Genomic DNA, 23,683 nt, shown 5'->3' with positions numbered 1-23,683 from the left:
ATCGGCGGCATGAAGCACTGGCTCCTTTCCGTGGCGGCGCTCGCGCTGGCCCCCGCCGCCATTCTGAACGCCGCGCCGGTCGAGGCCCGAAAGCCCGCCCCCAAAGCCCCGACGACCGGCATGGTCAGCGCCGCCGACCCGCGTGCGGCCGCCGCCGGGGTCGAGATTCTGCGGGCCGGGGGGACCGCCACTGACGCGGCGATCGCCACCATGCTGGCGCTCAACGTGGTCGAGCCGCAAAGTTCCGGCATCGGCGGCGGCAGCTATTGGGTCCGCCATGCCGCGAAGGATGGGCGGATCGACAGCATCGATGCGCGCGAAACCGCGCCGATGGCCGCCACCCCCGATTGGTTCTACGGCCCAGACGGTCGCCCGCTATCCCATGCCGAGGCGGTTCCCGGCGGCCGCAGCGTCGGCGTGCCCGGCGCGCTGCGCGGCATGGCGCTAGCCCATGCCCAAGGCGGCAAGCTGCCCTGGGCACGGCTGTTCCAACCCGCGATCCGGCTGGCGCGCCAGGGCTTTGCACTAACCCCGCGCCTCCAGATCGCGCTCACCCGCTATGGCGCACATGTCGATGCCCCCACCCGTGCACGGCTGACCGGGCCGGACGGACAGGTGCTGCCGCTGGGCAGCATCATCCGCAATCCCGAACAGGCCGCGCTGCTGGAGCGGATCGCCACGCTCGGCCCCGACAGCTTCTATGTCGGACCGCAGGCGCAGAAGCTGGTCACAACCGTCAACACCGCCCAGCGCAACCCGTCGAAGATGACGACGGGCGACCTAGCCTCCTATGCGGCCAAGCCCCGCCCGCCGCTTTGCGCGACCTATCGCGGCTATCGCATTTGCAGCATGGCCCCGTCCTCGGGCGGCGGGTCGACCATGTTGTCGATCCTGAAGCTGCTCGAACGCTTCGACATGGCCAAGCTGGGCAAGGATTCGCCGGAAGCCTGGCATCTGTTCGCCGAGGCCTCGCGCCTCGCCTATGCCGATCGCGACATGTATCTGGGCGATCCCGATTATGTCCGGGTGCCGCTGAAGGGGTTGTTCGACCCTGCCTATATCGCCGACCGCTCCGCGCTGATTGCGCCCGACCGGACCATGGCGTCGGTCTCGCCCGGCACGCCCCCCGGCGCGCCGGCACGCGTGCGAGCGCCGGTCAGCGAGGTGCCCGGCACCACCGACCTCGTCACGGTGGACGCGGCAGGCAATGTCGTCGAGGTAACGACCACCATCGAGGGCTCGTTCGGATCGGGCCTGTCGGTCGACGGCACCATGCTCAACAACGAGCTGACCGATTTCGACATCGTGCCGGTCAAGGACGGCGATCTGGTCGCCAACCGGGTCGAGGGCGGCAAGCGCCCGCGCAGTTCCATGTCGCCGACCATCGTCTATGGTCCCGACGGCAAGGTCCGGCTGGCGATCGGTGCGGCGGGCGGCTCCACCATCATCGCGCAGGTCGCCAAGGCGATCATCGGCGTCATCGACTGGAAGCTGAGCGCGCAGGACGCCATCGCACAAGGGTTGCTCTTCGCGCCGTACAAGGTCGCCACGGTCGAGCGCGGCACCTCGCTGGAGGCGCTCGTCCCCGGTCTGCAGGCGTTGGGGGAGACGGTGACGGTCGCCCCGCTGGGCCTGAAGGCCAATGCGATCGAGCGCGTCGGCAACCGCTGGGTCGGCGCCGCCGATCCGCGCAGCGAGGGGGTGGCGATCGACGTGACCGGTCGAACCACCGTCATCCAAAGGATCGGCGACAAGCCGGGCCGCCCGGCCGAGTAAGCGCCACGCAAGCAAACAAAGAGCCCGATCGCGCGTTGGAAACGGCGATACGGGCCGGTGGGAGAGTCATATGCGAACGCTCGAATATTTCCCCAATCTCGTCAGCATGTTCTTCACCCGCGCCGCGGAGAAGGGCGATGCGCCCTTCCTCTGGCGCAAGGAAGCGGGCGAATGGCGCGCGATCAGCTGGGCCGAGGCGGCGCGGCAGGTGGCGAGCCTGTCGGCGGCGCTGCGCGCCACCGGCTTGCAGCGCGGCGACCGGGTGATGCTGGTGTCCGAGAACCGCCCCGAATGGTGCATCGCCGACCTCGCCGTCATGGCCGCGGGCTGCGTCACCGTCCCGACCTACACGACCAATACCGAGCGCGATCATACGCACATCATCGAGAATTCGGGCGCGCGCGCGATCATCGTCTCGACCCAGAAGCTGGCGACGACGCTGATGCCCGCCGCTTTGCGCTCCAACCACGTCCAGACGGTGATCGGCATCGAGGCGCTCAGGCTGGGACCGAGCCAGATCGAATGCCATCAATATGACGCGATGATCGCCAAGCATCCGGCCGATCCGCAGCAGGTCGCCGCACAGGCCGATTTCACCCGCGAGGATCTGGCCTGCATCATCTACACTTCGGGCACCGGCGGCGCGCCGCGCGGGGTGATGCAGCATCATGGCGCGATCCTGCACAATTGCGCGGGATGCAGCGCGGTGATCGCGGAGGATTTCGGCTGGGACGACGAGGTCTTCCTGTCCTTCCTCCCCCTGTCCCACGCCTATGAGCATACCGGCGGCCAGCATTTCCCCATCTCGCTGGGCGGACAGATCTATTATGCCGAGGGTCTCGACAAGCTGGCCGCCAATATCGAGGAGGTCCGCCCGACGATCATGTTCGTCGTGCCCCGCCTGTTCGAGGTGCTGCACACCCGCATCGCCAAGGCGATCGAAAAGAAGGGCGGTCTTGGCGCGCGTCTGCTCGACCAGGCGCTGGCACTGGGCGCGCGCAGCTATGACGGCAAGCTGCGACTGATCGACCGGCCCGCGCAACTGGCGGTGGCGACGCTATTCAAGCCCAAGATCGCCAAGAAGTTCGGCGGGCGATTAAAGGCGATGGTGTCGGGCGGCGCGCCGCTGAACCCCGAGATCGGGCTGTTCTTCCACTCGATCGGCCTCACCTTGCTGCAAGGCTATGGCCAGACCGAGGCCGCCCCCGTCATCGCCTGCAACCGACCGCGCGCGGGGGTGCGGATGGAGACGGTCGGGCCGCCGCTGGCGGATACCGAGGTGCGGATCGCCGAGGACGGCGAAATCCTGGTGCGCGGCGAGCTGGTCATGCACGGCTATTGGCGCAACCCGGTCGAAACCGATCGGGTGCTCAAGGACGGCTGGCTCCACACCGGCGATATCGGCGAGTTCGACGCCGCCGGTCGCCTGCGCATCACCGACCGCAAGAAGGACCTGATCATCAACGACAAGGGCGAGAATGTCGCCCCCCAGAAGGTCGAGGGGATGCTGACCCTTCAGCCCGAAATCGGGCAGGCGATGATCGCGGGCGATCGACGACCCTATATGGTGGCTCTCATCGTGCCCGATGCGGAATGGACCGCCGAATGGTGCGCCAAGTCGGGCACGGGCTGCAACCGCGCCGCTCTGGACGACGATCTGGATTTCCGCGCGGCCATCTCGGCAGCAATCGATCGGGTCAATCGCGACCTGTCCGTGACCGAGCGCATCCGCCGCTTCATCATCGCCGACGAACCCTTCTCGATCGAGAACGAACAGCTGACTCCGTCGCTGAAAATCCGTCGCCACGTCCTGCGCGAGGTCTATGGGGAGCGGCTCGACGCGCTTTACAGGAATTGATCGGTCATCCCGACGAAGGCCGGGACGACCGATCACGACGTCACGCCGGGGTCAGCAGCCCTTCCTTGGCGATCTTGTCGCGCCACACCAGCGGCGCGAGCGTGTGGACATTCTGGCCTTCGGAATCGACCGCGACGGTGACGGGGAAGTTCTCCACGTCGAATTCGTAGATCGCCTCCATCCCCAGATCCTCGAAGCCGACGACCTTCGAGCCCTTGATCGCGCGCGCGACGAGATAGGCCGCGCCGCCGACCGCCATCAGATAGGCGGACTGGTATTCGCGGATCGCGTCGGTCGCCGCCGGCCCACGCTCGGCCTTGCCGACCATCGCCAGCAGGCCCTGGTCGAGCATCATGCGGGTGAACTTGTCCATGCGGGTCGCGGTCGTCGGGCCTGCCGGGCCCACCACTTCCTCGCCGACCGGATCGACGGGTCCGACATAATAGATGACGCGGCCACGGAATTCGACCGGCAGTTCCTCACCACGGTCGAGCATGTCCTTGATCCGCTTGTGCGCGGCGTCGCGGCCGGTCAGCATCTTGCCGTTGAGGAGCAGCCGATCGCCATGCTTCCAGCTCTTCACCTCTTCCGCCGTCAGCGTGTCGAGCTCGACCCGCTTGGCGGTCTGCAGGTCGGGCTTCCAGTCGACCTTGGGCCATTCCTCCAGCTTGGGCGCTTCCAGATAGACCGGGCCGGAGCCGTCCAGCGTGAAATGCGCATGGCGCGTGGCCGCACAGTTCGGGATCATCGCGACGGGCTTGGACGCGGCGTGCGTCGGCCAGTCGAGGATCTTGACGTCGAGGATGGTGGACAGGCCACCCAACCCCTGCGCACCGATGCCCAGCGCATTGACCTTGTCGAACAGCTCGATGCGCAGCGCCTCGATATCATTACGCGGCCCACGCTCCTTGAGCTGGCCCATGTCGATCGCGCCCATCAGCGATTCCTTGGCGAGCAGCACCGCCTTTTCCGCCGTGCCGCCGATGCCGATGCCCAGCATGCCGGGCGGGCACCAGCCCGCGCCCATTTGCGGCACCATTTCGAGCACCCAGTCGACGATCGAGTCGGACGGGTTCATCATCTTGAACTTCGACTTGTTCTCCGACCCGCCGCCCTTGGCCGCGACGTCGACCGTCACCTTGTCGCCCGGCACCATCTCGACATGGAGGACCGAGGGCGTGTTGTCCTTGGTGTTGCGGCGCGTGAAGGCGGGGTCGGCGAGGATCGAGGCGCGCAGCTTGTTCTCCGGGTGGAGATAGGCGCGGCGCACGCCCTCATCGACGACCTCCTGCAACGACCGGTCGCCCGACAGGCGGCAATCCTGGCCCCATTTGACGAAGACGGTGACGATGCCGGTGTCCTGGCAGATGGGGCGATGCCCCTCGGCACACATGCGGCTGTTGGTCAGGATCTGCGCGATGGCATCCTTGGCCGCCGGGCTCTTCTCCGCCTCATAGGCTTTGCCCAGCGCGCGGATATAATCCATCGGGTGGTAATAGCTGATGAACTGGAGCGCGTCGGCCACGCTCTCGATCAGGTCGGTGTCGCGGATCAGGGTCGTCATGACCGGCCTTTTGCGCCAGCGGCGCGGCGCGCGCAACGCCAAGATGCACGCTCAGGCGACGACGACTTCAATCATTTTTAACACCACATATGGCACGAATGGACCCTGTTCCCCGGGGATCGCAAATCGCGCATGTCGTCCGACACCACCGACCAAATACCGTTTCTGGCCCTGATCGGTCTCGTCGAGGACAATGACGAGTTCCTGGTCGCTTTGCATCTCCATCGCCTGAAGTTGCTGTGCCGGACATGGCCGATGGCGATCGCGCAGAATCTGGCGGCGATCGGAGTGATTCTAGGGCTCAGCGCCCTGAACGATCCACATGCGATGCTGGTCGACAAGGCGGCGGCGTCCGGGCCGATCCTGTTGGTGGCGATGCTGATCGGGGCCATGCTCCATCATGGCATCTCGCGGCAGAAGCCGCTCTATCGGCTGAAGCAGAATCTCAGCCTGTCGAGTCTGATTCTCGCCCTGTCGACCGCGCCCCTGCTCTTCATCGTGGCGCATGCCCATCATGGCGCAAGCGGATGGGGATCGACGATGGCCCTCGCCTGCGCGATCTGGGTGACGGCGGCAATGCTGAATCCGGTACGCGCGGCCTTGATCGGCTATTCCTTCGGCCTGGCGTTCCTGGCCCCGATCGCGGCGCTGGCCTGGGGCATCCCGGTCCTGCCCATCCTGGCCGGCGTCATACCGGCCATGCTGGTGCTGGTGCTGAAGGCGCGGTGCATGGGGAAGCTCGACTATGAAACCGCGCGCGCCCGTGCCCGCGAATTCGGCCAGGGGGTGCAGGCGGTCAAGATGATCGCCGAATTCGAGGAGCATGGCACCGGTTGGTTCTGGGAGACCGATCGGCGGGGGCGGCTGACCTATTTGTCGCAGAAGGTCGCCGACGATCTGGGTGCGTCGGGCATCGAGTCAAAGGGACGGATACTGACCGAGCTGTTCCAGATGGATCCCTCCGCGCCGGGCACCGAGCGGACGCTGTCGTTCCACATCGCCTCGCGCACCAGCTTTTCCGACTATACCGTCTGTGCGGTGGCCGATGGAGCGGTCACGGAACGCTGGTGGTCGATCTCCGGGCGCCCGATCATCGACAGCGTCGGGCGATTCCGCGGGTTCATCGGCTCGGGCTCCGACCTGACCGAGAAGCGCCGGTCGGAGGCGGAGATCACCCGCCTCGCGCTGTTCGACAGCCTGACCGGGCTGGCCAATCGACAGCGGATGAAGCTGTCGCTCGACAAGACGCTGAAACAGTCGACCCATCCCTATCGCCCGACCGCGCTGTTCCTGATGGACCTCGACCGGTTCAAGGCGGTCAACGACACGCTCGGCCATCCGGCGGGCGATCTGCTGTTGCAACAGGTCGCGCGGCGACTGGAGCGGGTGGTCGGCGATGTCGGGCTGGTCGGGCGGCTGGGCGGCGACGAGTTCCAGATCCTGCTGCCCGGTATCGATGCGCGCGACCGGCTGGCCTCGCTCGCCAATGAGATCATCGCGACGCTGTCGCACCCCTATGAAATCCAGGGCAATGAGGTGACGATCGGCTGTTCGATCGGCATCGCCATCGCCCCCCAGGACGGGGCGGATTCGCAGACGCTGATCCGCAACGCCGATCTCGGGCTGTATGCGGCCAAAGGCGACGGGCGCGGCGTCCACCGCTTCTACGCCGAGGCGATGCTGGAGGGCGCGCGCAGCCGCAAGCGGATGGAGGAAGACCTGCGCCTCGCCATCGCGCAGGGGCAGTTCCGCCTGGCCTATCAACCGGTGGTGTCGACGCGCGATTCCCAGGTCGTCGGCTATGAGGCGCTGCTCCGCTGGAACCACCCGACCCAGGGTGAGATTTCGCCCGCGCAGTTCGTGCCGGTGGCCGAGGAATGCGGGTTGATCGAACAGATCGGCGAATGGGTGATGCGCACCGCCTGTACCGAGGCGGCAAGCTGGCCCCGTCCCGCGCGGGTGGCGGTCAACGTCTCGTCGATCCAGTTCGCCAAGCCGCATCTGCCCGCACTCGTCGCACAGGCGTTGGCCCAGTCGGGCCTCGCCCCGTCGCGGCTGGAGCTGGAAATCACCGAGAGCGTCTTCCTGACCGACAATCAGGAATCGGAACGCCAGTTCGCCGCGCTCAAGGCGCTGGGCATTCGGCTGGCGCTCGACGATTTCGGGACGGGCTATTCCTCGCTCGGCTATCTGCGCCATGCGCCGTTCGACAAGATCAAGATCGACCAGTCCTTCGTGCGCGGCGCGATCCGTACCGGCAGCCGCAACGCCGCGATCATCCGCGCGATCGTGACGCTGGCCGATACGCTGGGCATGGAGACCACCGCCGAGGGGGTCGAGATCCAGGACGAGATCGAACTGATCCGCGATCTGGGGTGCAGCCATATCCAGGGCTATGTCTATGGCCGCCCCGGCGATTCGTCGGAGGTGCACCGGACGCTGGGCGAGCAGGATGGCCGGGCCGAGCCGGTCGGGCTCAAATCGCTCCGCCGCCCACGCGTGAAGATCCTGCGTACCGCGCAGATCCAGTCGGGCAGCGCGATGATCGACGTACGCATCCGCGACCTGTCCAACACCGGCACGATGGTGGAGGGCCTGCCCCCCGCCTATATCGTATGCGGCGCGGCGGTGGGTGTGCGCATCGGCGGGGAGAAATTCCTGCGCGGCTATATAAGGTGGGAGCGCGAGGGCCGCGTCGGCATCGCCTTCGCCGCGCCCTTGCCCGATGATCACCCCTGGCTGGAAACCGGCGAGGCCGAGGAACACCAGCGTCATATCGCCTGATACGCCCCGAACGTCGCGGGATAGGAACACGCCCCTGCACGTTCGCGCCCCATGACATCCCCCGCCCCCACGCCCGAAGCCGCCTCGCCCCGCATACCGGCGCTCAGCCTGATCTTCGGCTATGGCCCGGCGCTGGTCCTGCCGCTCGCCGCGCTGGCCGCCTGGGTGCAGCTTCCCTTGGCGCTTCTGGTCGGGCAGATCTGGGGCGCCGCGATCCTGATCTTCCTGGCGGGCGTCACGCGCGGGTTAAGCTTTTTCACTCCCGGCGGCCCGCACATTTCGCAGATGCTGACGATGATGCTTCGCTTCTCGCTGGGCCTGGTGGCGCTGATCGCGGGGCCATCGACGGGATTTGCCCTATTGATTCTGGGCTATGCGTCGATCGCGCTGACCGACCCCTGGATCGCGCGGTGGGGCGGGGCGCCACGGCATTTCGCACGGCTTCGCCCCCCACAGATGGTGGTCGCCTTGGCCGGGCTGATCGCGCTGTTCCTGCTGTCGATCGGCTGACCGCCAGCCGCAAAAAAAGTTTTTTGGGGCTTGCGCTTCACGAACCCCGCAGCAATCCACGCGTCGCGGCTTTCGCACGGTCCCAGGCCCCTTCCATTCGTCGCAACCAACCCCCTCGCCAGGCTTTAACCTCTTGCGATGGTCGCCGGGATTTTCCACTATGGATTGTGGAAGAGGCCGGGGGTGGCCCCAAGCACTGGTAGTAGGGGTCATGCTCACCAAGCATGACGGAGATGGGAAACAGGGCCCGGAACCGGGGCTTTTGGAACCGTCTCGCCCATGCTGCCATGACGCCTGCGCGTCGTGCCGGGGCCATGCCGACGACCCGAACGGGACAAGAACAAGGGAGCGGCATCGATGATGGATTTCAGGGATAGCCGGGATAGCGACATGACGACTGATATGCTTGAGAAAATGGCCGCGGCGGACACCAGCCCGGCACCGGCCCCGACGCCCGCCGATACCAAGTCGGTGCGCCCGCAGCCCTATCCGGTCGAGGTCGACCATGCCCGCGATGCGCGGCTGACCGATTTCGGCAAGGAAACGCTGAACGACCGCTACCTCCTGCCCGGCGAAAGCTATCAGGACCTGTTCGTGCGCGTCGCCTCGGCCTATGCCGACAATGCCGAGCACGCCCAGCGACTGTACGACTATATCTCGAAGCTGTGGTTCATGCCCGCGACGCCCGTCCTGTCGAACGGCGGCACGGGTCGCGGCCTGCCGATCAGCTGCTACCTCAACTCGGTGCCCGACAGCCTGGACGGCATCGTCACCACCTGGAACGAGAATGTCTGGCTCGCCTCGCGCGGCGGCGGCATCGGCACCTATTGGGGCCAGGTGCGCGGCATCGGCGAGCCGGTCGGCCTGAACGGCAAGACCAGCGGCATCATCCCCTTTGTCCGCGTGATGGACTCGCTGACGCTGGCGATCAGCCAGGGTTCGCTGCGTCGTGGCTCGGCCGCCTGCTATCTCGACATCTCGCACCCCGAGATCGAAGAGTTCCTAGAGATCCGGAAACCCTCGGGCGACTTCAACCGCAAGGCGCTGAACTTGCACCACGGCGTGCTGATCCCCGACGCCTTCATGGAGGCGGTGCGCGACGGCGCCGAATGGCATCTCAAGAGCCCGAAGACCGGCGAGGTCCGCGCCACGGTCGACGCGCGCGCGCTGTTCCAGAAGCTGGTCGAGACCCGCTTGGCGACCGGCGAGCCGTACATCGTGTTCGCCGACCATGTGAACAAGAACATGCCCAAGCACCACCGCGAGCTGGGGCTGAAGGTGTCGACCTCGAACCTGTGTTCGGAAATCACTTTGCCGACCGGCATCGACCATAAGGGCAAGGACCGCACCGCCGTCTGCTGCCTGTCGTCGCTGAACCTGGAAACCTGGGACGAGTGGAAGGACGACAAGCAGTTCATCGAGGACGTGATGCGCTTCCTCGACAACGTCCTTCAGGACTATATCGACCGCCACGAGCCGGGCATGGAGCGTGCCGCCTATTCGGCCGGGCGCGAACGCTCGGTGGGCCTGGGCGTGATGGGCTTCCACAGCTTCCTGCAGGCGCGCGGCATCCCCTTCGAGGGCGCGATGGCCAAGTCATGGAACCTGCGGATGTTCAAGCACATCAACGCGCAGGTGAACCAGGCGTCGATGACCCTGGCGGTCGAGCGCGGGCCCTGCCCCGACGCGGCCGATGTCGGCGTGATGGAGCGTTTCAGCTGCAAGATGGCGATCGCGCCGACCGCGTCGATCTCGATCATCTGCGGCGGCACCAGCGCGTGCATCGAGCCAATCCCGGCGAACATCTATACCCACAAGACGCTGTCGGGTTCGTTCTCGGTCAAGAATCCCTATCTCGAAAAGATCCTGATCGCGAAGTCGAAGAATTCCGACGCAGTGTGGAACTCGATCCTCGAGCATGGTGGCTCGGTCCAGCATCTCGACTTCCTGAGCCAGGAAGAGAAGGACACGTTCAAGACCTCGTTCGAGATCGACCAGCGCTGGCTGCTCGAACTGGCGGGGGATCGCACACCCTATATCGACCAGGCGCAGTCGCTGAACCTGTTCATCCCGGCGGATGTGGAGAAGTGGGACCTGCTGATGCTCCACTTCCGCGCGTGGGAGCTGGGCATCAAGTCGCTTTATTATCTCCGCTCCAAATCGGTGCAGCGTGCCGGTTTTGCCGGGTCGGGCGGCGTTGAGGCGGACAACACGATCAGCGCACCCAAGTTCGAAATCGGCGAGACCACCGATTACGACGAGTGCTTGGCGTGCCAGTGAGGCAGGAGCAATGCTGATCGCCTGACGGGAAGGCAGAGCCATGGCCCCTCATTCTTCCAATCCTCCCTCTCCCCTTGTGGGAGAGGGAAGGGGCCCGCGGCCGCAGGCCGTGGGAAGGGTGAGGGGCAATGCCCTAGGCCTGACCAAGCGCCAGCTGCTTCCGGCAACCACGGTCAACCGATCGCGTGAGCTGCGCCAAAATGCTGGCGAACCCGAACGTCGACTATGGCGAGCGCTGCGTGAGGCGTTGCCCGACCTGAAGTTTCGCCGTCAGGTTCCGATGGGCCCGTACCACGCCGATTTCTGTTCCCACGCGGTACGGTTGATGGTCGAACTCGATGGCGACGACCACGCAATGAAACCGGAACGCGACGCCGCGCGCACCCGTTTCCTAGAACACGAAGGCTATGACGTGATCCGCTTCGCCAATGCCGATGTGATGACCAACCTCGACGGCGTCGTGGCGGCAATCGGCGCACGGGTCGCGTATAAGCAAAAGGGCCGTCCGTAATGGACAGCCCCCTCACCCTCCCACGACCTTCGGTCGCGGGCCCCTCCCTCTCCCACAAGGGGAGAGGGGTTGAGGAATCACTCCGCCTCTTCGAACTGGTCGACGGCGTTCTGCGCGGTCGCCGACAGGCGGACCTGATCGCCCTCGACCTCGGCGACCAAGCCGATCGGCAGGTAATGATGCTTGGCGCCCTGCCCGTCTTCGGTCTGGGGGCTGTCGTTCTTGGTCAGCTTGATGCGGTCGCCCTGAACGTGATCGACGGTGCCGACATGGACGCCGTCCGCACCGATGACTTCCGCATGTTCCTTGATCTGACTGACATCGACCATTTTGAGTCTCCTGTGTTGGGTTCGATTTCGGAACGCGCAACACCGGAATTGGTCGCATGACATCGGCGTTCATCATGTACGCGGTGGCCGGAATACTGGCCGGGATCGGCATAGGGCTGCTGCTTGCCCTGCGTCGTCCGCAGGAGCCCGCGCGCATTTATGTTTATCGCATGGCCGGAATCATGGCGCTGGCGGCCGCGATCGTGCTCGGCTTTTCGGCGACCGCACTGCGGCAGTGGAGCATGGGGACATGACCGTGATCGAGCGGCTCCTAGCCCTGATCGCGGCGGTGGCGGTGGTCGGCTTCATCGTTCTGGGCTTCCAAACCTATGCCGATGCCGATCTCGGCCAATGTTTCCTCGAAGCCCGTGGCCGCCGCGCCAGCTTCATCCGTCATTATCTTTGTAGCCCCTATCTGCTGGCGGGCCGTCCCCGTGACTGGTTCGCCTTTGTCTGGCTCTGGTCGTTCCCCGTGACGATCGCTGCCTTTTCCGTTTCCGCATGGCGCCACCCGCGTTGTGCATTCCGCACCAACACCATTCGTCCGGAGTAACCCCGATGCCTCTCCTCCAAGCCTCCAAGCAGTATAAGCCCTTCGAATACCCCTGGGCGTTCGAATTCTGGAAGCGCCAGCAACAGCTCCACTGGCTGCCCGAAGAGGTGCCGCTGGGCGAGGATTGCCGCGACTGGGCGCAGAAGCTGACCGATCACGAGCGCAACCTGCTGACCCAGATCTTCCGCTTCTTCACCCAGGCGGACGTCGAGGTGCAGGACTGCTATCACGAGAAATATGGCCGGGTGTTCAAGCCGACCGAGATCAAGATGATGCTGACCGCCTTCTCCAACATGGAGACGGTGCACATCGCGGCGTACAGCCATCTGCTCGACACGATCGGTATGCCCGAAAGCGAATATGGCGCCTTCCTCGAATATGCCGAGATGAAGGACAAGCATGACTACATGCAGAATTTCGGCGTCGACAGCGACGAGGACATCGCCCGCACGCTGGCGATGTTCGGCGGCTTCACCGAGGGCGTCCAGCTGTTCGCGTCCTTCGCGATGCTGATGAACTTCCCGCGCTTCAACAAGATGAAGGGCATGGGCCAGATCGTCAGCTGGTCGGTGCGCGACGAGAGCCTGCACTGCGAAGGCATCATCCGCATGTTCCACGCCTTCTGCCAGGAGCGCCAGTGCCTGACCAAGGCGGTCAAGGACGACATCGCCGATGTGTGCCAGACGACGATCCGCCTGGAGGATAATTTCATCGACCTCGCCTTTGAAATGGGCCCGGTCGAGGGGATGAAGCCCAAGGAGATCAAGAAGTATATCCGCTACATCGCCGACTGGCGCCTCGGCCAGCTGGGCCTGAAGCCGATCTACATGATCGACGAGCATCCGCTGCCCTGGCTGACCCCGCTGCTCAACGGCGTGGAGCATGCCAACTTCTTCGAGACCCGGGCCACCGAATATTCGAAGGCGGCGACGCGCGGCCAGTGGAACGACGTCTGGGACGCGTTCGACACGCGGCAAAAGGCCAAGACCGCCAAGGCGGCGAACGAGGAGCCGGGCGAAACCGGCGACATGTTCTCGGCGGCAGGCGTCGCGGCGGAGTGATAGTCGAAAGGGCGGGCTTCGGTCCGCCCTTTTTTGTTCACGCGATGACGCGATGGCGCGAAGAAGGTCGGTTCGCGCAGAGGCGCGGAGGGCGCGGAGGAAAGAAGGCAGGAGGAGGATCTCCTCACATCCGTTCAGCCTGAGCGTAGTCGAAGGCCAAGGGATACCGTCTCCCCACCGCCCTTACGGCCGCAGGCCAAACTCGAAATTTCATAGTGTGACAGGCGTTATCCCGTGGCCTTCGACTACGCTCAGGCTGAACGGAGATTGAGGAGTTGGCCGCGCGCCCAAATGATCTCCGCGCCCTCGGCGCCTCTGCGCGAACCACACCTCTTCGCGTCTTCGCGCGAACCAAAATCACCGCGCCGCCCGCGTCGGCGCATGGAAATCCGCCGGTTTCCCGGCAATCCATCGCAGGAATCGCGCTATCTCCGGATGCGCGCGCAGCACTGCGAAGTCCGAAAACCCCCGCGCCAGTTCCGCATTGGAAAAGGTCGCATGGATGGTCCGGTGACAGATGGGATGGACCGGTACCGTCTCACGCCCGCCTTCGCTCTTGGGAACGGGATGGTGCCATTCCACCTTCACCCCCAGCGCACGGTCGCACAGCGCGCAGGATCGCGGCGGTGTCCGCTCTACCCGTTCGGCGGCGGCCATCAGCCCCGCCTTTCGCTTCACCCGTCCGACCATCGCCACGGATATGGGGAGGCATAGCGCAAAGGAAAACGGGGCCCGGCATTGCTGCCGAACCCCGCCACCTTAAGCCAACTGGATCCCGATGGGATCAGAAGTGTGCGACGACACCCGCCATCGGGCGGAACGAATGTGCGTCGTCGAAGGTCGAAACTTCCATGCGGAGACGCAGGCCCGAATTGCCGGTCAGACCGCCCAGACCGATGTCCTTCGGGCCGACTTCCGCGCCGACGCCGTACACGGTGCCGTGATAGTCACGCTTCAGGTCGCCAGCGACGCCCGGCGCGAAGTTGTGGAAGTTGTTCCAGCGATAGCCGACCTTGCCGTAGAACAGGCCGCTCTCACCGGCGCGGAAGCCCGCGCGGCCATAGGCGCCATACTGCCAGTCGATGTCGCCCGACACGCCCTTGGCGACCGAACCCTCGGCACCGATGAAGACCGGGCCTAGCGGAACGTTGGCACCGACGATGCCCTCGACCAGCGCGCCGTCCAGGTTATAGCCCTTGGGCTGCGCAGGGATGCCGGCGACCGACTGGCGATCGAACTGCTCCCAGCCGCCCATGATCGCGACGTACGGCTCGATACCGAAGGCGCGGGTGCCGTCGGGAGCGGTCGCGGTGTCGGTGGCCGGAGCCGCCGTGGTGTTCATGTCCTGGGCCATGGCAGGCACGGCGACGAACGCAGCCGCCGCAGCGGCGACGAGGGAAAGCTTACGCATACGAGATACCCTTCTCTTATTCTATGTGGGGCGGCGGATCGAACCGCTCAGCCCAGGCCCGCTTAACCGGCAAATGAGCCAGGAGTTGCACGGGAAACGCGAATTCTGGTCGGCTTCCGCAAAGCTGTGCCAAGAAAGTCACAGTTCCTGTCACTTAGATGAACCAATTGGGGCAGAATGGGGCGATCACGGTTTTCAGCCATTTTTCGGCCTTTTTTGTTGGGCTGAGCTCAGCGGACTGCGGTGCAGCGAAGCGAATCGCCGGTGGGCCGTGTCAAAACAACCTCACCCCCCTTGCCGCGAAGGTCATGACCGAAGCCCGCATAGTGGATGCCCGAGGCGACCGGCTGTCCCGCCAGGCGCACCTCCAGATCGCCGTCCAGGCGCAGCAACGCGCTATCGTCGCGATTGTCGAAACGCATCCAGAACCGACTGCCATTTTCGCACTGGAAATTCGTCGAGACCATCGGCGGCATGGCCGAGCGGGGATCGGGCATGGTCGAGCATCCGACCAGCACGATCCCTCCCGCCGCCAGCGCCACGGGCAACCGCGTCATGGCCGCAGCGCGGCGTCGTCGGCTTCGTCGATATCGCCATCGGCGACGCTATCGTCCTCGAAATCCTCTTGGAGATCGTCCTCGTCGATATCCTCGGCATCCATGTCGACCGAGGCATCGCTTTCGCCCACCTCTTCGGAATCCATGTCGAGTTCGTCGATCGGCTCGTCCTCCACCGTATCGTCGCCCAGATCGGGTTCGATATCGGTCAACAGCACGCCGTCCGTCGGTCCGTTGCGCGTCGCCTCCAGAATCTCGGCACGCTGGCTCTCGTCATAGCCTTCTTCGTCCCAGCCATCATCGCCGGGTCCCTGGCTGGGAACCTGATGTCCGCCCATGCTTGCCTCCTGTCCTGGGTGTCGGAAGCAAAAACGGTGGGGCGGGCCGGGCGGTTCCCGCCGGGCCTGCGTTACTGGGGCCGGAACATCCGCCCGCGTTCGGTCAGGGCCACCACGGCGAAGGCCGCACATCCGGCGATTAGGAAGCCCAGCGTCAGCGGCCGCGTCGTCCCGTCAAAAGCCTGTCCGATCCCCGCCCCGATCAGCGAGCCGATGGTGACGCTGGTAAAGCCCTGTACGCTGGATGCGGTGCCCGCGATCCGCCCCATATTCTCCATCGCCATCGAGGAGAAATTGGAGGTCGCCAGACCGAAACACGCCATGGTGATCGCCTGGAGCACGGCAAAGACGATCAGCGTTTCGCCAAAGAATTGCGCGACCGCGAGATGGATCGCCGACACGATGATCAGGATGGTCACCGAACTATGGCTGATCAACCGCGTGCCCAGCCGCATGACGATCCGCGAGTTGAGCAGGTTCGCCGCCGCCATCGTGACCGAGGTGGTGGCGAAGATCAGCGCGAGCAGCTTTTCGCGCCCGAACGTCTCCGCCATGATCGGCTGCACCGAATTGAGATAGCCATAGAGCGCCGCCATCAGGGCGGTCGCCGCCAGCGTATAGCCGAGCGACAGCCGGTCACTCAGCGTCTCACGCCAGCCATCGAGGATACGCGACAGCGAGATGGGGAGTTGCGCCTCGGGCGACAGCGTCTCGGGCATCCGGACCGCGAACCAGCCGAGCACCAGCGCCGCCAGCCCCGCGATGGTCCAGAAGATCAGCCGCCAATTGCCGAACAGCAGCACCAGTTCCCCAAAGGCCGGGGCCAGGATCGGCACGATCATGAACACCATGAAGGCGATCGACATGACCTGCGCCATGGCGCGCCCGTGATAGCAGTCGCGGACCAGCGCCACCGTCGCCACCCGCGTCGCGGCGATCGCCGCCCCCGCACAGACGCGCGCGACCAGCAACAGCGTAAAGCTGCCCGCCATCGCCGCCGCGCCATTGGCGATGATATAGATGACCAGCGCGACGATCAGCACCCGCCGCCGCCCATAGCGATCGGCCAGCGGTCCATGGACGAGCTGCGCCACCCCGAATCCGATCAGGAAGGCGGTGACGACGAAAGGCCGTGCGGCCGCCGAAGCGCCCAACGCCTCGCCGATGGCCGGCAGCGCGGGGAGCATCGAATCGATCCCCAGCGCGGTCAACGCCATCAGCGCCGCGATCAAAAGGACGAATTCGACAAAGCCGATCGGCGCGCCGGGCGGCTCGGCCGCGACGGACGCCGCCGGAGCAGCGGAACGGGTTTCGGACATGATGTTGGTCACATAAGGGCGTTTGATTGGCAGGGGAACCGGAAAACCCGCTTCGATATCCAATGTTGCCGAGCAGAGGGGAAAAGATCGTCATCGACGCGCCGGTCCGCCGGATCGGCGATGCTGGCACCGGTGACGCACCTGCCCGACGCCGATCTTTCCTGTTCGCCATGACGATGAAAGCGGAGGTGGCGGCGGCATTCAGCGCACCGTCAGCTTGTGCGGCACAATCTCCGCGCTCAATTGTATCAGCGTTACGGAATGCCAGAAGGAGTTTTGCCGCCATGATCACCCCGCATCGTATCGGCCTGGCCCTGCCGCTTCTTGCTGCACTGGCGCTGTCGGGTTGCGACCGGCCCACCGATGGGACGTCGGTGACGATCAACAGTTCGGACGGAGAGACGCTGGCCGCCGTCGATGGCCGGTCGGGCGAGGTCAAGCTGGCACTGCCCGGCTTCACGGGTGCGTTCAAGCTGCCCAAAGTGTCGCTGGAGGCGGATAATTTCGAGCTGAACGGCGTCCATCTCTATCCGGGGTCGAAGATCCGCAACGTCGATGTCGGCAATGGCCGCGACAAGGCGTTCGTCATGACCTTCGACAGTCCCGCCGATCCCGCCACGGTGCGCGACTGGTTCCGCGAGAAGATGGGCGAGGCCGACTTCACGTTGAGCGATCAGGGCGGCGTGCTGGTCGGCAAGACGGCGGAGGAAAAGCCGTTCCGCGTCGATCTTCGCCCTGCTGGTGGCGACCGATCGACGGGAACGATCACGCTGGGCGGATAAGCGGCCCTGTTCGGACGTCCCAAGCGCGCTATAAAGATGACAGCTTGTTAGATTTTCTGGACATATTGCCATGACCGACACCCGCTCCGCCGAGGTTCCGACGCTCAGCCTCGCCGATCAGGACCGCGATCCCGAGGGCTTTGCCGCCGCCCTTGGCGAATCGTTCGAGCGGTTCGGTTTCGCGATCGTCGCGGATCATGGCGTGCCGGCCGACCTGATCGACCGGGCCTGGGCGCAGACCAAGGCGCTGTTCGACCTGCCTGAGGAAGAAAAGCGCGGCTATCACGTCCCCGGCGGCGGCGGCGCGCGCGGTTATACCCCGTTCAAGACCGAGATCGCCAAGGATGCCAAGGTCGTCGACCTCAAGGAATTTTGGCATGTTGGCCGCGAACTGCCCGAGGGACATCGCTATGCCGACCGGATGCCCGCCAATATCTGGCCCGAGCGGCCCGAGGGGTTCCGCGAGGATTTCATCCGGCTCTTCGCGGCGTTCGATCGCGCGGGCGACCGGCTGTTGTCCGCCATCGCGCGGCACCTGAAGCTCGATCCGCACTGGTTCGCCCCTGCGGTGAAGGACGGCAACTCGGTCCTCCGCCTGCTCCATTATCCGCCGATCCCCGCCGATGCCGAGGGTGTGCGGGCGGGCGCGCATGAGGACATCAACCTCATCACCCTGTTGCTGGGCGCCGAGGAAGCGGGGCTGGAACTGCTCGACCGCGATTCGGGCGAATGGCTGGCGATCCGTCCGCCAGATGGTGCGATGGTGGTCAATGTCGGCGACATGCTCCAGCGGCTGACCAACCATGTGCTGCCTTCGACCACGCACCGGGTCGTCAACCCGCCGGTCGAGCGGCGTGGCTTCTCGCGCTATTCGATGCCCTTCTTCCTGCACCCCGCGCCCGACTTCCTGATCAAGACGCTGCCCGGTACGGTGAGCGAGGGGCATCCGGATCGCTATCCGGAGCCGATCACCGCGCACGACTATCTGTTCGAGCGGCTGGTCGAGATCGGGCTGATCAAGAAGTAAAGGCCAGGCGAGGCGGAGGGGTGCAACCGCTTTGGACGCCCCCTCCGTCAGGCCTTCCGCCTGCCACCTCCCCCTTGCGGGGGAGGATTTTCCTATCCCAGAATATGCATGAGCAGCGGCTGCCCGACCAGGCTCTGGCTCCCGCGCAACCGCTCCAGTGCCTGGGCGACCGCGCGCTCCGGCCCCTCATGGGTCACGATCGCGATCATCACGCCGCCATCCGCCGCCTCGCCACGCTGGATCAGGCTTTCGATCGACACGCCGGCATCGCGCATCGCCGCGGCGATCTCGGCCAGCACGCCGACTTTGTCCTGCACCGTGAAGCGCAGATAGGCCCGCCCGCGCCGCTCGCCGCTATCGGCCTTGGCCGCAGGGGTGAGTTCGTGCGCGGGCATGGCGAAGGACGCACCATATTCACCGCGCGCGATGTCGATCAGGTCGGCGACGACCGCGCTGGCGGTCGGGCCATCGCCCGCACCCGCGCCCTGGAACAGCAGGCGACCGACGAAATTGCCCTCCGCCACCACCGCATTGGTCGAGCCGGTGACATGCGCCAGCGGATGGTCGAGCGGCACCAGATGGGGATGCACCCGCTGGAACAGCCCGTTCGCCCCTTCCTCCGCCACGCCGACGAGCCGCACGCGATAGCCGAGCGAGGCGGCCTGCGCGATGTCGGCGGCGAGCACATGCCGCACGCCGCCGATCGCGACATCGCCGAACGCGGGCTGCGTGCCGAAGGCGATCGCCGCCAGGATCGACAGCTTGTGCGCGGCATCCACCCCGTCAATGTCGAAGCTGGGATCGGCCTCGGCATAGCCCAGCGCTTGCGCTTCCGCCAAAACCTCCGCGAAGTCGCGGCCTTCGGCTTCCATCTTGGACAGGATGAAATTGCAGGTGCCGTTGAGGATGCCATAGACGCGCGCGATGGCATTGGCCGCCGCGCCTTCGCGCAGCCCCTTGATGACCGGGATGCCGCCCGCCACCGCCGCCTCGAACTTCAGCGCCGCCTTGGACGCCTCCGCCTTCCGCGCCAGTTCCAGCCCGTGATGCGCCAGCATCGCCTTGTTGGCGGTCACGAAGCCACGCCCGGCATCGAGCGCGGTCCGCGCTAGCGTCAGCGCGGGCCCGTCCGATCCGCCGATCAGCTCGACCACCACGTCCGCATCCTCGCGCGCGGCGAGCGCGGCGGTGTCGTCCACCCATTCGAAGCGCGACAGGTCGACGCCCCGGTCCTTGGTCCGGTCGCGAGCGGAGACGGCGACGATCTCGATGGGGCGACCGGCGCGCCGGGTAATCAGCTCACGGTTCGCGTCGAGCAGGCGAATGACGCCGCCCCCCACCGTGCCGAGTCCCGCCAAAGCCACCCGCAATGCGTCGCCCATATCGTCTTCCTGTATCCGAGCGTTCGTAGAGCCCTGGCGGGTAGCGGATAGAAATGGTCGCTGTCGAGCCATGAGGCGACCTTTTATTGCTCGAAACCTGTGATCGCGCTAAAGGCCGTCCATGACTCCCCCCGATTTCGTGGTCATCGACGTCGAAACCGCCTGTTCGCGTACCAGCAGCATCTGCCAGATCGGTATCGTCGGCTATGCGGCGGGCGTGGAGGTGCTAGCCTATGAAACGCTGGTCGATCCGTGCGACGAGTTCAGCAGCTTCAACATCGGCATCCACGGCATCACCGCCGATCATGTGCTGGGCAAACCGACCTTCGCGCATCTGCATCCCGAACTGGCGGAGCATCTGGGCGGGAGGGTGACGGTGGCGCATTCGGGGTTCGACAAGGGCGCGCTGGGTCGCGCGTGCGAGCGCGATGCCCTGCCCCCGATCGCGGCGCGCTGGCTGGACAGCGTGACCATCGCCAGACGGGCCTGGCCCGAACTGCCCAATCACAAGCTCAACACGCTGGCGGCGTTCCTGGAACTGGAGCATCGCCACCATGACGCGCTTAGCGATGCACGCGCCGCCGGGCAGGTGGTATTGCGCGCCATGGCGCAGACCGGGCTGACGCTGGCCGACTGGTTTACCCCGCCCCCCTCGGCACGCGCCCGGGCACGGCGACAGGCGGGCGGCTGATCACCGTCGATCCTGCCGATCGGCGATGGGAGGAGCCGCGCTTACAGAGCGTGGTGGTCAGCGGTCGGACATTGCCCCTGCCCGGCCATCGCTTGGCGGCTTCCCCTTCCCAGCCTGGCCAGGGAGAGGAACGGCATTCCCCTGCTGCCGTCAGGGTTCGAGATGCCCCTGCGGCCCCGGCCCGTCGAGCGCGATGGGGACGCGGTGGCTCTTGTCGCGGGACTTGTCGACCAGCTTGCTGATTCCGATCCGCGCCTCATTGGCGAGGAGAAGGGCGGGGCCGAGGATATTCACCCCGGTCTGGCATCCCCATTGCGTCGCCGCGCAGGGCGTGCCCGACGCCCGCAGCGCCCCGATACCGGTCAGTTGCGGATTGGACGGCACCGGCCCCGCCGGCACCTCATCGGGCACATCCGGAATACGGTCGTCCGCCTGCCGCCGTCCGCAGACGATGACATCCTCCCTGGTTCCCGCAGAGGGCGGACAGGGATCGCGCGCCAGGATCGAAAAACGTTCGCTTCCCGATCCCGTTGGCGGCGGCGCGGCGGGTGTCGCCTGAAGGGCGATCAGCAACAGGGCGATCATCGCGTGGCTCTCCTCGACGTCATGGCGCGGGCTTGCGCAGCGTCGGCCCATGGCCGCCGCGCGGATTGGTGTCCATCGTCACCCCCGCAAGACCACCCCCCACCTGGAAGGGCGACAAGTCCTTCAACGGGGTGCTGCGCGCAAGCAGGCGGGTCCGCTCCTCCATCACGCCCTCGTGGCGGGGATCGCCCGGCTCCGGCGGTATCTCGAAGGGCATGCGGAACCGATCGGCATTGCGGCGACCGCATACGGTGATGTCGGTTGCATTGGGATCATACACGCAGCGCCGCCGGATACCGGTCATCTCGCTCGTCTTCGCGATGATCGCGTCGACCGATGGAGACGGCGCGGGCACTGTGTCCTGACCCGGCACCGCCATCACCAACATGGCCCATATCATCGCCACCATGACACCCTCCCGGCATCGCGTTCGCCCGGACCATGAGGTCACGGACACATGGCGTCCTATCCCGTCCGCCATGCGAAGCCGATAATGTCATTACGCCTGTGTCATTTTTAGGGCGTCAATCGATTTGCGTGCGGAACAGAGTCCGTGGCTTGCTGAGGCAATATTTGTCGCCGACCACCGCGCAATAGGTGCCGTCATTGGCGAAGGCCCGCGCCTTCGAATCGATCGGAACGCTATGATCCTGCGAAAGGCGATAGGGCGAAGGGCGCACTGTTCCGGCGCAGCCTCCGGACGCACAGTTGGGCGTCAGGCGCGGCAATGGCATCGCATGGCCGCCATGCGCCTGCGGCGCGGCCAATATCAGCAGGATCGGCACCGGCACCATCGCAATTCTCCCCTGTTCTCTTCGTTCAGTTGTGGCCGACCGGCTCCACGCCCAGCCGGGGAATCTCGATCGCGGGACAGCGATTCATCACCACCTTCAGCCCGGCGGCCTCGGCGCGCGCGGCGGCCTCCTCGTTGACGACGCCCAACTGCATCCAGATCGCCTTCGCCCCGATCGCGATCGCCTCGTCCACGATGGGGCCGACCGCATCGGAGCGGCGGAAGATGTCGACGATGTCGATCGGATCGCCCAACTGGCCGAGCTCGCGAAAGACGAACTCGCCATGGACATGCTCGCCGGTGATCTGTGGATTGACCGGGATCACGCGATAGCCATGATCCTGCATCCGCTTCATCACGCCATAGGACGGACGGTCTGGCCGATCGGACGCGCCGACCAGCGCAATAGTGCGCGCGTCCTGCAACAGGATGCGAATATCGTCGTCATCGGTCAGCGGCATGGATGGTCCCCTTTGCGGACCGCCCACCCGGCATTTCGCACATACGGGATACAGACGGTCTAGCCGCTTCCAACGCCCCGAAGACGCGCCGGTTTCATGCCCGGGACAGCCAATCCGCCACCGCTTCGGCCAGCGGTGCGAAGACACTATCCCCTTCCCCCGCCGCCGGGGGCTGCCCCGCGTCCGAGGCGGTGCGAATCGCGATGGTCAGCGGCACCCGGCCCAGGAACGGGATGCCCAGTTCCTTCGCCGCCGCTTCCGCCCCGCCCGATCCGAACGGATCGGAAATGCCGCCGCAATGGGGGCAGCAATAGCCCGCCATATTCTCGACCAAGCCGATGATCGGCACCCCCGCCTTGGTGAACAGATCGATGGCGCGCCGCGCATCGATCAGGGCCAGATCCTGCGGGGTCGAGACGATCACCGCCCCCGCCGGGCGGTGCTTCTGCACCATGGTCAGCTGCACGTCGCCCGTGCCCGGCGGCAAGTCGAGCACCAGCAGTTCGGTCGCGCCCCAGTCGCCATCGACCAACTGGCTCAGCGCCCCCGCCGCCATCGGCCCGCGCCAGGCGATCGCCTTGTCCGGCTCGACCAATTGCCCCATCGAGAGGAGGGACACGCCGTAAGGCGTCGGCACCGGTTGCAGCTTGCCGTCCTGCGCCACCGGCTTCACCCCCTCCGCCGCCATCAACCGGGGCTGGGAGGGGCCATAGATATCCGCATCGACCAGCCCGGTCTTCATGCCCCGGCGCGCCAGGGCGATGGCGAGATTGGCCGCCAAGGTGGACTTGCCGACCCCGCCCTTGCCGCTGGCGACGGCGATGATCCGACGCTCCCGCTTCTCGGCGGTCAGGACGACGCGCACATCCTCCGCGCCCGACTGGATCGCGGCGGCCTTCACCTCGTCCTCCAGCGCCTGCCGCCCCGCCCCGTCGAGCCCCGTCGTGTCGAGCACGACGCCCGCCCGCGCGCCCTCCATCCGCACATTCGCGCGCTTGCCCGCAACTGCGGCGACCGCCGCCCTTACCGTCTCGATGATACTCATCAGGCGCAGATAGGATGCGATACGCGGCTTGGCACTGTTTTTGTCGGCGAACCGTTCCTATAACGA

25 protein-coding genes are annotated in these 23,683 nt (G+C 65.8%); 12 read left to right on the top strand and 13 right to left on the bottom strand.

From position 1 onward, the window contains the following. The first annotated feature begins 9 nt into the window (after positions 1-9). Both ggt and NZL82_RS05860 read left to right on the top strand, forming a co-directional pair. Complete coding sequence (gene ggt, locus NZL82_RS05865; RefSeq protein ID WP_261268841.1) at positions 10-1,776, top strand: gamma-glutamyltransferase; 1,767 nt, start codon at positions 10-12, stop codon at positions 1,774-1,776. A gap of 70 nt (positions 1,777-1,846) precedes the next feature. After that, on the top strand, positions 1,847-3,634 hold the full coding sequence (locus NZL82_RS05860) for a long-chain fatty acid--CoA ligase (protein WP_261268840.1): 1,788 nt from the start codon (positions 1,847-1,849) through the stop codon (positions 3,632-3,634). A gap of 40 nt (positions 3,635-3,674) precedes the next feature. On the opposite strand, the gene NZL82_RS05855 is transcribed toward NZL82_RS05860, so the two are convergent. Then, entirely contained in the window at positions 3,675-5,198 is a 1,524-nt protein-coding gene (locus tag NZL82_RS05855; RefSeq protein ID WP_261268839.1) for a fumarate hydratase, read from the bottom strand. Positions 5,199-5,330: 132 nt separating this feature from the next. Here NZL82_RS05855 and NZL82_RS05850 point away from each other — a divergent pair, with 132 nt between their 5' ends. The 4 genes from NZL82_RS05850 to NZL82_RS05835 all read left to right on the top strand — a co-directional run bounded on the left by NZL82_RS05850 (position 5,331) and on the right by NZL82_RS05835 (position 11,283). Further along, the gene (locus NZL82_RS05850) at positions 5,331-7,982 is read left to right on the top strand and encodes a bifunctional diguanylate cyclase/phosphodiesterase (protein WP_261268838.1); all 2,652 of its coding nucleotides are present in this window, start codon (positions 5,331-5,333) and stop codon (positions 7,980-7,982) included. A 51-nt stretch (positions 7,983-8,033) separates the two neighbouring features. Further along, the gene (locus tag NZL82_RS05845) at positions 8,034-8,492 is read left to right on the top strand and encodes a DUF3429 domain-containing protein (protein WP_261268837.1); all 459 of its coding nucleotides are present in this window, start codon (positions 8,034-8,036) and stop codon (positions 8,490-8,492) included. A gap of 360 nt (positions 8,493-8,852) precedes the next feature. Beyond that, a complete protein-coding gene (locus NZL82_RS05840; protein ID WP_261269049.1) occupies positions 8,853-10,772 on the top strand; it encodes a ribonucleoside-diphosphate reductase subunit alpha in 1,920 nt (639 codons plus the stop codon). Positions 10,773-10,890: 118 nt separating this feature from the next. Continuing rightward, positions 10,891-11,283 carry an endonuclease domain-containing protein gene (locus NZL82_RS05835; RefSeq protein ID WP_261268836.1) on the top strand — a complete coding sequence of 131 codons (393 nt, stop codon included), beginning with the start codon at positions 10,891-10,893 and terminating at the stop codon, positions 11,281-11,283. A gap of 77 nt (positions 11,284-11,360) precedes the next feature. Here the strand turns inward: NZL82_RS05835 and NZL82_RS05830 are convergent, their stop codons facing one another. Continuing rightward, positions 11,361-11,612 (bottom strand): DUF2171 domain-containing protein, encoded by a 252-nt coding sequence (locus NZL82_RS05830; RefSeq protein ID WP_261268835.1) that lies wholly within the window; start codon positions 11,610-11,612, stop codon positions 11,361-11,363. A gap of 56 nt (positions 11,613-11,668) precedes the next feature. On the opposite strand from NZL82_RS05830, the gene NZL82_RS05825 reads away from it, so the two are divergent. From NZL82_RS05825 to NZL82_RS05815, 3 genes are read left to right on the top strand one after another with little or no spacing between them, the layout of a single operon-like run. Continuing rightward, a complete protein-coding gene (locus NZL82_RS05825) occupies positions 11,669-11,866 on the top strand; it encodes a hypothetical protein (protein WP_261268834.1) in 198 nt (65 codons plus the stop codon). Further along, positions 11,863-12,165: a hypothetical protein gene (locus NZL82_RS05820; protein ID WP_261268833.1), complete on the top strand. Its 303-nt coding sequence runs from the start codon at positions 11,863-11,865 to the stop codon at positions 12,163-12,165. Before NZL82_RS05825 ends, NZL82_RS05820 begins: the two co-directional genes overlap by 4 nt. A gap of 5 nt (positions 12,166-12,170) precedes the next feature. Next, positions 12,171-13,226, top strand: a complete 1,056-nt coding sequence (locus NZL82_RS05815; protein ID WP_261268832.1) for a ribonucleotide-diphosphate reductase subunit beta — start codon at positions 12,171-12,173, stop codon at positions 13,224-13,226. A gap of 357 nt (positions 13,227-13,583) precedes the next feature. Here NZL82_RS05815 and NZL82_RS05810 read toward each other — a convergent pair whose 3' ends face one another. The 5 genes from NZL82_RS05810 to NZL82_RS05790 form a co-directional block, all read right to left on the bottom strand. Continuing rightward, the gene (locus tag NZL82_RS05810) at positions 13,584-13,883 is read right to left on the bottom strand and encodes an HNH endonuclease (protein ID WP_261269048.1); all 300 of its coding nucleotides are present in this window, start codon (positions 13,881-13,883) and stop codon (positions 13,584-13,586) included. 127 nt (positions 13,884-14,010) lie between these two features. Continuing rightward, positions 14,011-14,637, bottom strand: a complete 627-nt coding sequence (locus NZL82_RS05805) for an opacity protein (protein ID WP_261268831.1) — start codon at positions 14,635-14,637, stop codon at positions 14,011-14,013. A gap of 230 nt (positions 14,638-14,867) precedes the next feature. Then, the gene (locus NZL82_RS05800) at positions 14,868-15,194 is read right to left on the bottom strand and encodes an MliC family protein (RefSeq protein ID WP_261268830.1); all 327 of its coding nucleotides are present in this window, start codon (positions 15,192-15,194) and stop codon (positions 14,868-14,870) included. Continuing rightward, positions 15,191-15,532, bottom strand: a complete 342-nt coding sequence (locus tag NZL82_RS05795; protein ID WP_261268829.1) for a DNA polymerase V family protein — start codon at positions 15,530-15,532, stop codon at positions 15,191-15,193. The genes NZL82_RS05800 and NZL82_RS05795 overlap by 4 nt, the downstream gene beginning before the upstream one ends. Before the next feature lie 71 nt (positions 15,533-15,603). Further along, positions 15,604-16,863 (bottom strand): multidrug effflux MFS transporter, encoded by a 1,260-nt coding sequence (locus tag NZL82_RS05790; RefSeq protein ID WP_405051346.1) that lies wholly within the window; start codon positions 16,861-16,863, stop codon positions 15,604-15,606. A 272-nt stretch (positions 16,864-17,135) separates the two neighbouring features. Here NZL82_RS05790 and NZL82_RS05785 point away from each other — a divergent pair, with 272 nt between their 5' ends. After that, complete coding sequence (locus tag NZL82_RS05785; protein ID WP_261268828.1) at positions 17,136-17,633, top strand: hypothetical protein; 498 nt, start codon at positions 17,136-17,138, stop codon at positions 17,631-17,633. Positions 17,634-17,703: 70 nt separating this feature from the next. Continuing rightward, positions 17,704-18,660: an isopenicillin N synthase family oxygenase gene (locus NZL82_RS05780; RefSeq protein ID WP_261268827.1), complete on the top strand. Its 957-nt coding sequence runs from the start codon at positions 17,704-17,706 to the stop codon at positions 18,658-18,660. Between the two features lie 92 nt (positions 18,661-18,752). Here the strand turns inward: NZL82_RS05780 and NZL82_RS05775 are convergent, their stop codons facing one another. Next, positions 18,753-20,042 (bottom strand): homoserine dehydrogenase, encoded by a 1,290-nt coding sequence (locus NZL82_RS05775; RefSeq protein WP_261268826.1) that lies wholly within the window; start codon positions 20,040-20,042, stop codon positions 18,753-18,755. A gap of 121 nt (positions 20,043-20,163) precedes the next feature. On the opposite strand from NZL82_RS05775, the gene NZL82_RS05770 reads away from it, so the two are divergent. Then, a complete protein-coding gene (locus NZL82_RS05770) occupies positions 20,164-20,733 on the top strand; it encodes a 3'-5' exonuclease (RefSeq protein ID WP_261268825.1) in 570 nt (189 codons plus the stop codon). A 150-nt stretch (positions 20,734-20,883) separates the two neighbouring features. Here NZL82_RS05770 and NZL82_RS05765 read toward each other — a convergent pair whose 3' ends face one another. From NZL82_RS05765 to NZL82_RS05745, 5 genes are all read right to left on the bottom strand, one after another. Further along, positions 20,884-21,318, bottom strand: a complete 435-nt coding sequence (locus NZL82_RS05765) for a hypothetical protein (RefSeq protein ID WP_261268824.1) — start codon at positions 21,316-21,318, stop codon at positions 20,884-20,886. 19 nt (positions 21,319-21,337) lie between these two features. Next, entirely contained in the window at positions 21,338-21,727 is a 390-nt protein-coding gene (locus tag NZL82_RS05760) for a hypothetical protein (protein WP_261268823.1), read from the bottom strand. Between the two features lie 115 nt (positions 21,728-21,842). Beyond that, positions 21,843-22,112, bottom strand: coding sequence for a hypothetical protein (locus NZL82_RS05755; protein WP_261268822.1), 270 nt, complete (start codon positions 22,110-22,112; stop codon positions 21,843-21,845). Between the two features lie 25 nt (positions 22,113-22,137). After that, a complete protein-coding gene (locus NZL82_RS05750; RefSeq protein ID WP_261268821.1) occupies positions 22,138-22,572 on the bottom strand; it encodes a CoA-binding protein in 435 nt (144 codons plus the stop codon). A 94-nt stretch (positions 22,573-22,666) separates the two neighbouring features. Next, positions 22,667-23,617, bottom strand: a complete 951-nt coding sequence (locus NZL82_RS05745) for an Mrp/NBP35 family ATP-binding protein (protein ID WP_261268820.1) — start codon at positions 23,615-23,617, stop codon at positions 22,667-22,669. Positions 23,618-23,683 lie beyond the last annotated feature (66 nt).

It is taken from the genome of Sphingomonas sp. LC-1 (assembly GCF_025371035.1).
GTDB lineage: Bacteria > Pseudomonadota > Alphaproteobacteria > Sphingomonadales > Sphingomonadaceae > Sphingomonas > Sphingomonas sanguinis_E.
This window is presented reverse-complemented; position numbering and strand designations above follow the sequence as displayed.

What these genes read in the sequence shown, in the direction of transcription:
- ggt (WP_261268841.1), top strand. Translation starts at nt 10, where the DNA reads ATGAAGCACTGGCTCCTTTCCGTGGCGGCGCTCGCGCTGGCCCCCGCC.
- NZL82_RS05860 (WP_261268840.1), top strand. Translation starts at nt 1,847, where the DNA reads ATGCGAACGCTCGAATATTTCCCCAATCTCGTCAGCATGTTCTTCACC.
- NZL82_RS05855 (WP_261268839.1), bottom strand. Translation starts at nt 5,198, where the DNA reads ATGACGACCCTGATCCGCGACACCGACCTGATCGAGAGCGTGGCCGAC.
- NZL82_RS05850 (WP_261268838.1), top strand. Translation starts at nt 5,331, where the DNA reads ATGTCGTCCGACACCACCGACCAAATACCGTTTCTGGCCCTGATCGGT.
- NZL82_RS05845 (WP_261268837.1), top strand. Translation starts at nt 8,034, where the DNA reads ATGACATCCCCCGCCCCCACGCCCGAAGCCGCCTCGCCCCGCATACCG.
- NZL82_RS05840 (WP_261269049.1), top strand. Translation starts at nt 8,853, where the DNA reads ATGGATTTCAGGGATAGCCGGGATAGCGACATGACGACTGATATGCTT.
- NZL82_RS05830 (WP_261268835.1), bottom strand. Translation starts at nt 11,612, where the DNA reads ATGGTCGATGTCAGTCAGATCAAGGAACATGCGGAAGTCATCGGTGCG.
- NZL82_RS05825 (WP_261268834.1), top strand. Translation starts at nt 11,669, where the DNA reads ATGACATCGGCGTTCATCATGTACGCGGTGGCCGGAATACTGGCCGGG.
- NZL82_RS05820 (WP_261268833.1), top strand. Translation starts at nt 11,863, where the DNA reads ATGACCGTGATCGAGCGGCTCCTAGCCCTGATCGCGGCGGTGGCGGTG.
- NZL82_RS05815 (WP_261268832.1), top strand. Translation starts at nt 12,171, where the DNA reads ATGCCTCTCCTCCAAGCCTCCAAGCAGTATAAGCCCTTCGAATACCCC.
- NZL82_RS05810 (WP_261269048.1), bottom strand. Translation starts at nt 13,883, where the DNA reads ATGGCCGCCGCCGAACGGGTAGAGCGGACACCGCCGCGATCCTGCGCG.
- NZL82_RS05805 (WP_261268831.1), bottom strand. Translation starts at nt 14,637, where the DNA reads ATGCGTAAGCTTTCCCTCGTCGCCGCTGCGGCGGCTGCGTTCGTCGCC.
- NZL82_RS05800 (WP_261268830.1), bottom strand. Translation starts at nt 15,194, where the DNA reads ATGACGCGGTTGCCCGTGGCGCTGGCGGCGGGAGGGATCGTGCTGGTC.
- NZL82_RS05795 (WP_261268829.1), bottom strand. Translation starts at nt 15,532, where the DNA reads ATGGGCGGACATCAGGTTCCCAGCCAGGGACCCGGCGATGATGGCTGG.
- NZL82_RS05785 (WP_261268828.1), top strand. Translation starts at nt 17,136, where the DNA reads ATGATCACCCCGCATCGTATCGGCCTGGCCCTGCCGCTTCTTGCTGCA.
- NZL82_RS05780 (WP_261268827.1), top strand. Translation starts at nt 17,704, where the DNA reads ATGACCGACACCCGCTCCGCCGAGGTTCCGACGCTCAGCCTCGCCGAT.
- NZL82_RS05775 (WP_261268826.1), bottom strand. Translation starts at nt 20,042, where the DNA reads ATGGGCGACGCATTGCGGGTGGCTTTGGCGGGACTCGGCACGGTGGGG.
- NZL82_RS05770 (WP_261268825.1), top strand. Translation starts at nt 20,164, where the DNA reads ATGACTCCCCCCGATTTCGTGGTCATCGACGTCGAAACCGCCTGTTCG.
- NZL82_RS05765 (WP_261268824.1), bottom strand. Translation starts at nt 21,318, where the DNA reads ATGATCGCCCTGTTGCTGATCGCCCTTCAGGCGACACCCGCCGCGCCG.
- NZL82_RS05760 (WP_261268823.1), bottom strand. Translation starts at nt 21,727, where the DNA reads ATGGTGGCGATGATATGGGCCATGTTGGTGATGGCGGTGCCGGGTCAG.
- NZL82_RS05755 (WP_261268822.1), bottom strand. Translation starts at nt 22,112, where the DNA reads ATGGTGCCGGTGCCGATCCTGCTGATATTGGCCGCGCCGCAGGCGCAT.
- NZL82_RS05750 (WP_261268821.1), bottom strand. Translation starts at nt 22,572, where the DNA reads ATGCCGCTGACCGATGACGACGATATTCGCATCCTGTTGCAGGACGCG.
- NZL82_RS05745 (WP_261268820.1), bottom strand. Translation starts at nt 23,617, where the DNA reads ATGAGTATCATCGAGACGGTAAGGGCGGCGGTCGCCGCAGTTGCGGGC.